The 12,215-nt window shown below is 68.4% G+C and carries 11 protein-coding genes; 10 read left to right on the top strand and 1 reads right to left on the bottom strand.

Annotated elements, in window-relative coordinates:
- Positions 1-7 precede the first annotated feature (7 nt).
- The 10 genes from HMH01_RS12535 to folD all read left to right on the top strand — a co-directional run bounded on the left by HMH01_RS12535 (position 8) and on the right by folD (position 11,490).
- Positions 8-1,309 carry a hypothetical protein gene (locus HMH01_RS12535; RefSeq protein ID WP_171326060.1) on the top strand — a complete coding sequence of 434 codons (1,302 nt, stop codon included), beginning with the start codon at positions 8-10 and terminating at the stop codon, positions 1,307-1,309.
- Positions 1,303-2,658 carry a Tol-Pal system beta propeller repeat protein TolB gene (gene tolB / locus HMH01_RS12530; protein WP_246237400.1) on the top strand — a complete coding sequence of 452 codons (1,356 nt, stop codon included), beginning with the start codon at positions 1,303-1,305 and terminating at the stop codon, positions 2,656-2,658. The genes HMH01_RS12535 and tolB overlap by 7 nt, the downstream gene beginning before the upstream one ends.
- Positions 2,659-2,763: 105 nt before the next feature.
- Positions 2,764-3,294, top strand: coding sequence for a peptidoglycan-associated lipoprotein (locus HMH01_RS12525; RefSeq protein WP_171326058.1), 531 nt, complete (start codon positions 2,764-2,766; stop codon positions 3,292-3,294).
- 52 nt (positions 3,295-3,346) lie between these two features.
- The gene (gene ybgF, locus HMH01_RS12520; protein WP_171326056.1) at positions 3,347-4,351 is read left to right on the top strand and encodes a tol-pal system protein YbgF; all 1,005 of its coding nucleotides are present in this window, start codon (positions 3,347-3,349) and stop codon (positions 4,349-4,351) included.
- Positions 4,352-5,602 (top strand): tRNA lysidine(34) synthetase TilS, encoded by a 1,251-nt coding sequence (gene tilS / locus HMH01_RS12515; protein WP_171326055.1) that lies wholly within the window; start codon positions 4,352-4,354, stop codon positions 5,600-5,602.
- 78 nt (positions 5,603-5,680) lie between these two features.
- Positions 5,681-7,609: an ATP-dependent zinc metalloprotease FtsH gene (gene ftsH, locus HMH01_RS12510; protein WP_171326053.1), complete on the top strand. Its 1,929-nt coding sequence runs from the start codon at positions 5,681-5,683 to the stop codon at positions 7,607-7,609.
- 96 nt (positions 7,610-7,705) lie between these two features.
- Positions 7,706-8,293, top strand: coding sequence for an MOSC domain-containing protein (locus HMH01_RS12505; protein ID WP_171326051.1), 588 nt, complete (start codon positions 7,706-7,708; stop codon positions 8,291-8,293).
- Between the two features lie 155 nt (positions 8,294-8,448).
- A complete protein-coding gene (locus tag HMH01_RS12500; protein WP_171326049.1) occupies positions 8,449-10,125 on the top strand; it encodes a formate--tetrahydrofolate ligase in 1,677 nt (558 codons plus the stop codon).
- A complete protein-coding gene (locus HMH01_RS12495) occupies positions 10,122-10,577 on the top strand; it encodes an OsmC family protein (RefSeq protein ID WP_171326047.1) in 456 nt (151 codons plus the stop codon). Before HMH01_RS12500 ends, HMH01_RS12495 begins: the two co-directional genes overlap by 4 nt.
- A gap of 10 nt (positions 10,578-10,587) precedes the next feature.
- Entirely contained in the window at positions 10,588-11,490 is a 903-nt protein-coding gene (folD, locus tag HMH01_RS12490; RefSeq protein WP_171326046.1) for a bifunctional methylenetetrahydrofolate dehydrogenase/methenyltetrahydrofolate cyclohydrolase FolD, read from the top strand.
- 4 nt (positions 11,491-11,494) lie between these two features.
- On the opposite strand, the gene pdeM is transcribed toward folD, so the two are convergent.
- On the bottom strand, positions 11,495-12,172 hold the full coding sequence (pdeM, locus tag HMH01_RS12485; RefSeq protein WP_171326044.1) for a ligase-associated DNA damage response endonuclease PdeM: 678 nt from the start codon (positions 12,170-12,172) through the stop codon (positions 11,495-11,497).
- Positions 12,173-12,215: the final 43 nt, after the last annotated feature.

Here is a 12,215-nt window from a genome sequence, read left to right as displayed (position 1 = left end):
GGCCGCCATGCGCACCGGATGGAGCATATCCCTTGGACTGCACGCTCTGGTGATCGTGCTGATCCTTCTGGGCGTCCCCCGGAAGGATGACAGTCTGCGCGACGTCAGCCGCGTGACGGAGGTGTCCATCGTCGATGCGTCCGCGCTGCGCGGTCCGCGGGACCAGGCCCCGGAGGTGACCGAGGCTCTGCCCGAGGGCATGAGCGCGCCCATGGCGGGCGTCGCGCCGCCGCCGCCGCGCCCGGACGAGGCGCCGGTCGCGACCGAACAGGCAGAGATCGCCGATCCCTCGCAGCGGGATGCCGCGGCGGACCTGTCGGCGCTGATCGAGCGGCTGGTCCAGCCCGAGGTCGCGGTGGACGTTGACGCCCCCGCCGAGTCGGAGCCCGCGCCCGCGCCAAGCCAGCTTGCGCTGCCGGGAACCAGCGGCTTCGACGACCGGACCGAAGCGCCGCGCGGACCCGAGCGGTCCACGCCACCGGCGCCGCCGCAGGCGCCGCGCATCGCCTCGCAGGATGCGCCGCCGCCGCCCCAGCGCCCCGCCGAGCAGCAGCCGCAGCCCGTCGAGGCAGCGGAAGCCGTCCCCGAGGAAACCGAGACCGCCGAGGCCGAGCCGCAGGAATCCGCCGCGCCGGATGCGTCGACCACCGCGCCAAGCCCGCTGCCCGAAAGCGGGGCGGAGGAGGGGCTCGCGCTGCGCAGTTCCACCGCGCCGCGCGCACGCCCGCGCGACTTCGAAGCGCAGATCGCCGCCCAGCAGGCGGAAACCGAGCGCGAGATTGTCGCGCAGCAGGCAAGGCCCGAGCCTGAGCCGGAGCCCGAGCCTGAGCCTGAGCCCGAGCCGGAGCCGGAGCCCGAGTCCCGTCCCGATGCAGAGGCAGAGGCGATTGCCGCTGCCGTGGCGGCGGCCGCATCCGAGCCGCAGCCGGAGGCACCGGCGCAAAGCCCGGAAGCCGCCGCCCCGCAGGCGGACCTGCCCGCAGGACCACCCCTGACCGCCGGAGAGCGTGACGCGCTTCGCCTGGCCGTGCAGGCCTGCTGGAATGTTCCCGCCGGGCTGGAAGGCGCGTCCGACCTGCGGGTGGTCGTGGCGGTGGAACTTGCCCCCGATGGCAAGATCGTCGGCAGCCCGCGGCTGATAGAGCCCGCCCGCATGGACCGCCGCGAAATCGAGATCGCCTACGAGGCGGCGCGGCGCGCCTTGCTGCGCTGCCAGGGACAGGGCTACGATCTACCGCGCGACAAGTACGAACAATGGCGCAACCTCGAGGTTGCCTTCGACCCGAAGGGAATGCTGGCACGATGGTAAATCCGATCCTTCGCACCGTTCTGGGCTCTGTCATGGGGCTTGCGGCAACTGGGCTCGTGCTGATGGCGCCGGTCGCCACAGCGCAGGAGAGCCGTTCGGGGCCGCTGCGCATCGAGATCACCGAGGGCGTGATCGAGCCGCTGCCGATCGCGATCCCGGCTTTCGTGGCCGAGAATGCCGGCGCGGAACAGGTCGCGCGGGACATCACGTCGGTGATCGCCGCGAACCTGACCGGATCGGGCCTGTTCCGCGAGATCCCCGCCTCGGCCCATATCGGTCGGATCGGCAGCTTCGACCAGGCGGTGCAGTATTCCGACTGGAGCGCGATCAACGCCCAGGCGCTGATCACCGGCTCTGCCTCGACCACGTCGGACGGGCGTATCGTCGTCAAGTTCCGTCTGCATGACGTCTTTGCCCAGAGCGAGCTGGGCCAGGGCCAGCAATTCGTGGGCACCCCCGCCGACTGGCGCCGCATGGCGCACAAGGTGTCCGACCAGGTCTATTCCCGACTGACCGGCGAGCAGGGCTATTTCGACACGAAAGTGGCTTTCGTGGCGGAAAGCGGCCCCAAGGATGCGCGGCGAAAGCGGCTGGCGGTCATGGATCAGGACGGCGCGAATGTCGTCTACCTGACCGACGACGCCTCGCTTGTCTTCTCGCCGCGCTGGTCGCCGGACAACAGCCGGATCGTCTATACCTCCTACGAGGGTGGCACCCCGCGGGTCTATGTGCTCGATACACGGACGCTGGAAAAGCGCCCCCTTCCGGGCGGCGAGGGCTTCACCAGCGCGCCGCGCTTCTCTCCCGATGGCGGGCGGCTGGTATTCGCGGCCGGGCAGGGCGGAAACTCTGACATCTTCATCATGGAACTGGCCTCGGGCCAGGTCCGGCAACTGACCAACACCCCCGCGATCGAGACCGAGCCGAGCTTTTCGCCCGACGGCAGCCGGATCGTGTTCGAGAGCGACCGGGCCGGAACCCAGCAGATCTATGTCATGTCGGCTTCGGGCGGCGAGGCGACGCGCATCAGCTTCGGCGAGGGGCGCTACGGTGCCCCGATCTGGTCGCCACGGGCCGACCTGATCGCCTTTACGAAGATCCTGCGCGGCACGTTTCACATTGGTGTGATGCGCACCGACGGATCGGAAGAGCGGCTGCTCACCTCGTCCTTTCTGGACGAGGGGGCGACCTGGGCGCCCAATGGCCGCGTCATCGCATTTTTCCGCGAAGTTCCGGGGTCGGAAGGTGGGCCCGGGCTCTATTCGGTCGACATCACGGGGCGCAATCTTCGGCGGCTTCCGACGCCCGGCTTCGCCTCTGATCCCAGCTGGTCGTCGCTGCTGCCCTGAACCGGCGATGCTATGCGGCGATCCGCAAACATGATACATCTGCACGCAAGCCCCGCCAGCAAGGCGCAAAGGGGCGTTACGAGGCTTATCGAAGGGTAGTACGCCATGAAACCGAGCATTCTTCTGCTGTGTGCCGCGCTGGCGGTCAGCGCCTGTTCCCAGGGAGAGGATCCCGATGCCCTGTTCAACGGGCAGGGCGGCAGCCTGACCGGTCCGGGCGCCATGAGCGGCACCGTGATCGGCCCCGACGGGCGCCCGATCGAGGTCAACTCCATCGCCTATTTCAACCAGGTGATCGGCGACCGGGTCCTGTTTGCTGTGGACCAGAGCACGCTCGACGGCACCGCGCGTGCGATCCTCGACCAGCAGGCCGCTTGGCTTCTGGCGCGTCCTGAGCTTGCAATCACCATCGAAGGCCATGCCGACGAGCAGGGAACGCGGGAATACAACTTCCGCCTGTCCGCCCGCCGTGCGGGCGCCGTGCGCGACTACCTGGTCACCAAGGGCATCCCGGACAGCCGCCTGTCGACCGTGCCCTTCGGCAAGGAGCGGCCGGAGGCCGTCTGTTCGGACGAGTCCTGCTGGTCGCGCAACCGCCGCGCCGTTACGGTCGTGACCGGCGGGCTGGGGGTCTGAGGCGCGGAGTTCGCGCCGAGGGTCCGGCCCCGCCGCGCGAAGGAGAGGGATGATGCAGACATTCCGTGCAGCCGCCATCTGCCTGGCGCTTGCCGCAACGCCGTTTCCGGGCTGGGCGCAGACCACGATCGAGCCGGGGCTTGGCCTGACCATGGCCGAGCCCGATCCTCAGACGCTGGCCGATATCCGGTCCGAGCTCGAGCAGCTTCGGGCCGAGATCGACGGGTTGCGGCAGGAGCTGATCCTGAACAACCCCGCGGTATCGGGCATCGCCAACCCGCAGCCGGTGCTGGACCGCGTCAACGCGCTCGAGGCGGGGTTGCAGCAACTCACGGCGCAGACCGAGGAGCTTCGCTTCCGGATCGAGCAGATCGTGACCGACGGGACGAACAGGATCGGCGATCTCGAGTTCCGGCTGACAGAACTCGAGGGGGGCGATTTCAGCACGCTGGGCGAGACGCGGCCGCTCGGGTCCGGTCCCGCGGAACCCGCAAGCCCGCCCGCCGCCGCACCCGCGGCACCCACCGCGCCGCCCGCGACATCGCCCGCCGAGACGGCCGCCCCGGGGGGCACCCGGCCGGTGCTGCGCGGTGAAAGCCCGTCGGCTGTCCCACCGCCGCCGGCGAACCCCGCGCCGCAGGCCGAAGCGGCGCAGCCCGCACCGGCCGTGCCTGCCGGCGATACCTTCGAGACCGCGCTCCAGAGCTACCGTTCGGGCGATTTCTTCGCCGCCGAAAGGGCCTTTGCGCAATACCTGACCGACAATCCGGGCGGCCCCCGCGCCGGGGAAGCCGCCTTCTGGCGGGGCGAGGCGCTGGCCGCGACAGGCGACTGGAGCCGCGCGGCACGCAGCTATCTGGACAGCTTTTCCGGCTCGCCGCGGGGAGAGAAGGCGCCCGAGGCGCTCTACCGGCTTGGCGTCAGCCTGGGCCGGCTGGGGCGGCAGCAGGAAGCCTGCCTGACCCTGTCCGAGGTCACGAACCGTTATCCCGACATCGCGTCGGAACTGCGCGCCCAGACCGAGAGCGAGCGGCGTGCCCTTGGCTGCGCCGGCTAGGTGAGCGGCGGCGCGGATCCTGCCCTCGATCCCGCCACGCTTGCGGCGGCCCCGCTCGGGCCGCTGGGGGTGGCGGTATCCGGCGGCGGTGACTCGACCGCGCTGCTTGTTCTTCTTTCCGAATGGTGCAACCGGAACGCGCGCACGCTTGCGGCGGTGACCGTCGATCACGGGCTGCGCCCAGAAAGTGCCTTCGAGGCAGCATCCGTGGCGCGGCTCTGCCACGCGCTCGGGGTAGAGCATGCGATCCTGCGATGGGAAGGCTGGGACCGCCGCGGCAATCTTCAGGACGCTGCCCGCAATGCGCGCCGCGGGCTTGTCGCCGCCTGGGCCGGGCAGCGTGGCATCGCCGCCGTGGCACTGGGGCACACGCGTGAGGACCAGGCGGAGACGGTGCTCCTCAGGCTTGCGCGGGGGTCCGGGGTGGACGGTCTGTCCGCGATGGCGCCGGTGGCGCAGGGGCACGGGCTGACATGGCTTCGCCCGCTTCTTGGCACGACCCGCGGCGCGTTGCGTGACTTCCTGACGGCGCGGGGTATCGCCTGGCACGACGATCCGTCGAACGAGGATCCGCGTTTCGACCGGGTGCGGATCCGCCGCGCCATGCCACATCTGGCCGAACTCGGGCTGACCACGGATCGCCTTGTCGCCACGGCCCAAGCGATGGCACGGGCGCGCGCAGCGCTCGAGGCGGCGGCGGATGCCTTGGCCGGCGCGGCCGCCCAGGCCCTGCCGGTCGGGGCCGTGCGCATCGCCGCGCAGGTCTACGCCGACGCCCTGCCGGAACTTCGCCTGCGGCTTCTGTCGCGCGCGCTGGGCTGGGTCGCGAGCAGCGATTACCGGCCCCGTCTGGACGCCCTAGGCGCGCTCGACGCGGCGCTCACCGCGGGCCCGATGCGGGCCCGCACCCTTCAGGGCTGCGTCATTTCACGGCGCGGAAACGAGATCCTGGTTTGCCGGGAATGGGCCCGCTGCGCCGAGCCAGTGCCAGCGGGTGAGATCTGGGACCGGCGCTGGGCAACCCGCGCGGATCGTGCCGGTCTGTCGGTGTCGGCCCTGGGGGCATCAGGCCTTGCGGCCTGTCCCGACTGGCGCGAAACCGGGTGGCCGCGTGCGGCCCTTCTGGCGAGCCCCGCGTTCCGGCGCGGGGATGCGCTGATTGCCGCACCCTTTGCAAAGCCCGCCGAAGACTGCCATGCTTGGCTTCTACGCGGGCCGGACGGCTTTCGCGCCTCCGCTCGGGAGCGTTGAAACCTCTGTAACCCCCATTATGTAGTCAGATACGCCAAGGGACCGGCCCTGTGCGCCGGATCGACAGGAGAAGCCCGAGTGGGAAATTCCAAAAACATCGCGTTCTGGGTGATCGTGTTCGTGCTGATGCTGGCGCTGTTCAACGTGTTCAGCAATGGCGGACCGGCGACGTCCGCCCGTGACATCAGCTATTCCGAGTTTCTCGATCAGGTCGAGGCGGGGCAGGTGTCCACCGTCCGGCTGGATGGAGAAAAGGTTCTCATCCAGACCGCGGACAACCGGTCCTTGCAGACCATCCAGCCGCGCAACGCTGATCCGCTGCCGGCGCTTCGCAATGCCGGGGTGAACATCCAGGTCGTTCCGCAGGAGCAGTCCACCTTCATGGCGACGCTGTCGCTCTGGTTGCCCTTCCTGCTGCTGATCGGGGTGTGGATCTTCTTCATGAACCGCATGCAGGGCGGCGGCAAGGGCGGTGCCATGGGCTTCGGCAAGTCCAAGGCGAAGCTTCTGACCGAGAAGTCGGGCAAGGTGACGTTTGACGACGTCGCAGGCATCGACGAAGCCAAGGAAGAACTGGAAGAGATCGTCGAGTTCCTGCGCGATCCGCAGAAATTCAGCCGCCTGGGCGGCAAGATCCCCAAGGGTGCGCTTCTGGTCGGCCCGCCGGGTACCGGCAAGACGCTGCTTGCGCGCGCCATCGCCGGCGAGGCGGGCGTTCCGTTCTTCACCATCTCGGGGTCGGACTTTGTGGAGATGTTCGTGGGCGTCGGTGCAAGCCGGGTGCGCGACATGTTCGAGCAGGCCAAGAAGAACGCGCCCTGCATCGTCTTCATCGACGAGATCGACGCCGTGGGCCGGCACCGTGGCGCGGGCTATGGCGGTGGCAACGACGAGCGCGAGCAGACCCTGAACCAGCTGCTGGTCGAGATGGACGGTTTCGAGGCGAACGAGGGCGTGATCCTGCTGGCCGCCACCAACCGCCCCGACGTGCTTGACCCCGCGCTGCTGCGCCCCGGCCGGTTCGACCGGCAGGTGCAGGTGACGAACCCGGACATCAACGGCCGCAAGAAGATCCTCGACGTGCATTCGCGCAAGGTGCCGCTTGGCCCGGATGCGGACATGCGGATCATCGCACGCGGCACGCCCGGCTTCTCTGGCGCCGATCTTGCGAACCTGGTGAACGAGGCCGCGCTCATGGCCGCGCGCACCGGCAAGCGGTTCGTGACCATGGAGGATTTCGAGAACGCCAAGGACAAGGTGATGATGGGCGCCGAGCGCCGCTCGATGGTCATGACCGACGACGAGCGTCGCCTGACCGCCTATCACGAGGCCGGCCATGCCATCGTGGGCCTGAACGTCCCGCAGCACGACCCGATCCACAAGGCGACCATCATTCCGCGCGGCCGCGCGCTGGGTCTGGTCCTGTCGCTGCCCGAACGGGATCAGCTGTCGGTCACCAAGACGAAGTACAAGTCGCAGATCGCCATGGCGATGGGCGGCAAGGTGGCCGAGGAGCTGACCTTCGGGGCCGAGAACGTGACCTCCGGTGCGGCGTCGGACATCCAGCAGGTGACGCGGATCGCTCGTGCGATGGTGACGCGCTTCGGCATGTCCGAGAGCCTGGGCAACATCGACTACGCGAACGAGCAGTTCAGCTATCTCGGGCCGCAGCAGGGCTCGGTGAATGCCGGGCCGGACACCCAGGAGGCGATCGACCAGGAGGTCCGCAAGCTGGTGGACGAGGGCTACGAGACCGCCAAGCGCATCCTGACCGAAAAGGCCGACGACCTGAAGCGTCTGGCCGAGGGCCTGCTCGAATACGAGACGCTGACCGGCGCAGAGATAACGCGTGTGATCCGGGGCGAGCCGCTCAACCGGGGCGCCGGCGACGACGGCGAAAGCCCCGACGATGGTGGGGCAAGCTCGATCGCCGCGATCCCCAAGACCGGCCGGCCCAAGCGCCGCCCGGGCGAGGATGCGGGGCTGGAACCCGAACCGCTGGTCTGAACTTCGCCGAATACCGACAAAGCCCCCCGCGCCCGATGGACGCGGGGGGTTTTTCTTTGCTAATCCGTCAGCGCCATACCGCACCGGAGTGCCCCCATGCCCATGCTGACGCCGACAGAGATCACAGGCCGCATCGCCTGGCTTGGGGTCGTGCCTGACCGATCCGAGAGCCTGTGCTCCGAGGCGCGGCTGGTTCTGGAGGCCAGTTTCGACGGGCTCGAGGGCGAGGCGCATTCCGGGCTGACCCGCCGCTCCTGCAGCCGAGTCACTTCGCAATATCCGAAAGGGACCGAGATCCGGAACGCGCGCCAGGTTTCGATCCTGTCGGTCGAGGAACTCGACGCCATCGCCGCCGCCATGGGCCTGCCAGGGCTGAAGCCGGAATGGCTGGGCGCAAACATCGTGATCGAGGGGATCCCCGACCTGACACGCATTCCTCCGTCTTCCCGACTTCTGCTTTCAAGCGGCACGAGCATCGCGATCGACATGGAGAACGGACCCTGCCAGCATGTCTCCCGCGTGATCGAAGGGCACCATCCCGGCAAGGGCGCCGGTTTCGTGCCTGCCGCGCGCGGGCGCCGGGGCGTGCTGGGCTGGGTCGAGCGGCCGGGCGCGCTTGCACTCGGCGATGCGGTCAGGCTGCATGTGCCGCCGCTGAAACCCTATGCGCCGCTGGCCGGATGAGGGCGGCTTGTTTCCGATCCTCTGCGCCATGTTCCCCTGGTCGACAGAATTTGCGGGATTTTCCGCATTATCCCCCTACACCTTGAGCGGTGCCCCGCCGCATGACGGTGCCATCCGCCGAATACCCACAGGTCCGCACAGGAGCGTCCGCTTACATGGCCCCGAAATCCGACATCGAGATCGCCCGCGCCGCGCAGAAGAAACCCATCCGCGAGATCGGCGCCGGCCTTGGCATCCCCGAAGCGGAACTGCTGCCCTTCGGCCATGACAAGGCAAAGATTTCGGCCGAGTTCATCGCCGGTCTCAAGGATCGCCCCAGCGGCAAGCTTGTTCTCGTCACCGCCATCAACCCGACCCCGGCGGGCGAGGGCAAGACGACCACCACCGTGGGCCTTGGCGACGGGCTGAACGCCATCGGCCGGAAAGCCGCCATCTGCATCCGCGAGGCCAGCCTTGGCCCCTGCTTCGGCATGAAGGGGGGGGCTGCCGGGGGCGGTTACGCACAGGTTGTGCCGATGGAGGAGATGAACCTTCATTTCACCGGCGATTTCCATGCCATCACCTCGGCGCACAACCTGCTGGCCGCGATGATCGACAATCACATCTACTGGGGCAACGCGCTGGGGATCGACAGCCGCAGGGTCACATGGCGGCGGGTCATGGACATGAACGACCGGGCGTTGCGGGATGTCGTGACGTCGCTTGGCGGCGTGGCGAACGGCTATCCGCGGCAGTCCGGCTTTGACATCACCGTCGCCTCGGAAGTCATGGCGATCCTGTGTCTTGCGACCGATATCGCTGACCTGCAACGGCGCCTGGGGGAAATCATCATCGGGTACACCGCGGCACGCGAGCCGGTCCGCGCCCGAGATCTGAAGGCCGACGGCGCCATGACGGTGCTTCTGGCGCAGGCCATGCAGCCCAACCTGGTCCAGACGCTTGAGAACAACCCCGCCTTCGTGCATGGCGGCCCCTTCGCCAACATCGCGCATGGATGCAACTCCGTCATCGCCACGACCACGGCGTTGAAACTGGCCGATTACGTCGTGACCGAGGCGGGCTTCGGCGCCGACCTGGGCGCCGAGAAGTTCATGAACATCAAGTGTCGCAAGGCGGGACTTGCGCCGGATGCCGTGGTGATCGTGGCCACGGTTCGGGCGCTCAAGATGAATGGCGGTGTCGCCAAGGCCGATCTGGGCACGGAGAATGTCGAGGCGGTGAAGCGGGGCTGCGCCAATCTTGGCCGGCACCTCGAGAATATCGCTGCGTTCCATGTGCCGGCTGTGGTCGCCATCAACCATTTCGTAAGCGACACCGACGCCGAGATCGCGGCGGTGCAGGAATATGCCCGCATCCATGGGGTCGAGGCGGTGCTGTGTCGTCACTGGGCCGAAGGCAGCGCGGGGATCACCGAGCTTGCACACAAGGTCGTGGCGCTGGCCGAAGGCGGGGCCGCCCGGTTCCAGCCACTCTATCCCGACGAAATGGGCCTGTTCGAGAAGATCGAGACCATCGCCACGCGCATCTACCGGGCCGAGGCGGTGCAGGTCGACGACAAGCTTCGCGCCCAGCTCAGGGCCTGGGAGGATGCAGGCTACGGAAACCTGCCCGTCTGCATGGCCAAGACGCAGTACAGCTTCACCACCGACCCCGAGAAACGTGGCGCGCCGACGGGCCATGTGGTGCCGGTCCGCGAGGTGCGGCTTTCGGCCGGCGCCGGTTTCGTCGTCGCGATCTGCGGAGAGATCATGACCATGCCCGGCCTGCCGCGGGTGCCCGCGGCCGAGACGATCGGCCTGAACGCGGATGGGCAGATCGAGGGGCTTTTTTGAGTCTCCACCGGGCCGAGATATCCTGGCGGCTCGAGGGGGATTTCGCCTCGGGCCGCTTTTCCCGCGCGCATCGCTGGCGCTTCGATGGCGGGCTGGACATGCCCGCCTCGGCCAGCCCGGCGGTCATGCCGTCGCCCATGTCGGATCCGCAGGCGGTCGATCCGGAGGAAGCCTTCGTCGCCGCCATAGCGTCGTGCCACATGATGTCCTTTCTGCATGTCGCAAGGCTGGAAGGCGTCGCCGTTACCACCTATCACGACGCGGCGGTGGGGCGAATGGCGCGGCTCGGGCCGGGGCGCCACTGGGTGGAGCGGGTGGATCTGAACATCCGGGCCGAGTTCGAAGGGGCCGCCCCCGACCCTGCGCGGCAGGAGGCGATGCATGCCGCGGCCCATGCGCTCTGTTTCATCGCCAACTCGGTCAAGTCCGAGATCGTCGTCAACCTGATCTGAGGGGTCGCCCATGCCAGCCGAAATCATCGACGGGAAAGCCTTTGCCGAAACCGTGCGGGCCCGGGTGGCCGGGCATGTGACGCAGCTGCGCGCAGAGCAGGGGCTCACGCCCGGCCTGGCCGTCGTGCTGGTCGGCGAGGATCCCGCCAGCCAGGTCTATGTCCGCAACAAGGGCATCCAGACCAAGGAGTCTGGCATGGCCTCGTTCGAGCATCGCCTGCCGGCGGAAACGCCCGAGGCGGCGCTTCTGGGGTTGATCGGCGAGCTGAACAGCGACCCGGCCGTGCACGGGATCCTGGTGCAACTGCCGCTGCCTGCACATCTGAATGCGGATCTGGTGATCAATGCCATCGCCCCGGAAAAGGACGTGGACGGGTTCCATATCCTGAACGTGGGGCGTCTGAACACCGGGCAGAAGTCCATGGTGCCCTGCACGCCGCTGGGTTGCCTGATGCTGCTTCGCGACCGGCTGGGCGATCTTTCCGGACTGAACGCCGTGGTGCTGGGGCGATCGAACATCGTGGGCAAGCCGATGGCAAGCCTGCTGCTGCGTGACAGCTGCACCGTCACGGTGGCCCATTCCCGCACCCGCGACCTGCCGGATGTTTGCCGCAACGCAGATATCCTTGTCGCGGCGGTGGGGCGCCCGCGCATGGTGCCGGGCGACTGGATCAAGCCGGGTGCCACCGTGATCGATGTGGGCATCAACCGCGTCCCCGCCCCGGAAAAGGGCGAGGGCAAGACCCGGCTGGTCGGCGATGTGGATTTCGACAGCGCTGTCGAGGTGGCCGGGGCAATCACCCCGGTGCCGGGCGGCGTCGGTCCCATGACCATCGCATGCCTTCTGGCCAACACGCTGACCGCCTGCTGCCGTGCCAACGGCCTGCCGGAGCCCGAGGGGCTGACCGCCTGACCCGTCAGGCGGTGGCGCGGCTTTTCAGCGGGACCGTGGCGGTCGCGCGCCCGGTCAGGATGCAGACAGCCTCCGGACCGAACAGGCCCTGAAGCGCCGGATCGGTGCAGCTCAAGCCCCCGGTATAGGCGCCGAAGGCTGGCAGGATCGCGCGCTGGCCGTCCTGCACGAAGCAGGGGCGCGTGACCTGACCGGCCCGTGTCTGCACGCTGATCTTCGGGTGGTAGTGCCCCGACACCTCACCCATGCCGTCGCGCGGGCGCGCGATATGGCGGAAGGTCAGCGGCCCGCGCAGGACCTCTTCCATGTGGCTGCCGCCGATATCGGGCAGGTTGGGGTCGTGGTTGCCCGCGACCCAGATCCACCGCCGCCCGGCCATCAGCCCGGCAAGACTGCGCCGCGCCTCTTCGTCGAGTTGGCGCGCGGATTCGGGATCATCGAAGCTGTCGCCGAGACAGATCACGGTGCGCGGCGACAGCGCCTCGATCTCGGTGGCAAGGCGGGCCAGCGTCTCGGCGGTTTCATAGGGCGGAAGCAGGGTGCCCCCCCGCCGTGCCAGCCTTTCGGCCTTGCCCAGGTGAAGATCCGCGACGCAGAGAATTGCGGCCTCTTGCCACCACAGGGCGCCGGTCGGACGTGCGGTCAGGGCGATGCCGGAAAGCATGAACTCGGTGTGCAACATGGCAGATACAAAGCGCGAACAGCCGCGATTTTGCAATCTGGAA

The sequence above is a fragment of the Halovulum dunhuangense genome (assembly GCF_013093415.1).
GTDB classification, from domain to species: domain Bacteria; phylum Pseudomonadota; class Alphaproteobacteria; order Rhodobacterales; family Rhodobacteraceae; genus Halovulum; species Halovulum dunhuangense.
The sequence above is the reverse complement of the archived record's forward strand: the minus strand, read 5'-3'. Positions and strand labels throughout refer to the sequence as shown.

Coding starts and splice junctions, on each gene's coding strand:
- HMH01_RS12535 (WP_171326060.1), top strand. CDS start 8: ATGCGCACCGGATGGAGCATATCCCTTGGACTGCACGCTCTGGTGATC.
- tolB (WP_246237400.1), top strand. CDS start 1,303: ATGGTAAATCCGATCCTTCGCACCGTTCTGGGCTCTGTCATGGGGCTT.
- HMH01_RS12525 (WP_171326058.1), top strand. CDS start 2,764: ATGAAACCGAGCATTCTTCTGCTGTGTGCCGCGCTGGCGGTCAGCGCC.
- ybgF (WP_171326056.1), top strand. CDS start 3,347: ATGCAGACATTCCGTGCAGCCGCCATCTGCCTGGCGCTTGCCGCAACG.
- HMH01_RS12505 (WP_171326051.1), top strand. CDS start 7,706: ATGCCCATGCTGACGCCGACAGAGATCACAGGCCGCATCGCCTGGCTT.
- HMH01_RS12500 (WP_171326049.1), top strand. CDS start 8,449: ATGGCCCCGAAATCCGACATCGAGATCGCCCGCGCCGCGCAGAAGAAA.
- folD (WP_171326046.1), top strand. CDS start 10,588: ATGCCAGCCGAAATCATCGACGGGAAAGCCTTTGCCGAAACCGTGCGG.
- pdeM (WP_171326044.1), bottom strand. CDS start 12,172: ATGTTGCACACCGAGTTCATGCTTTCCGGCATCGCCCTGACCGCACGT.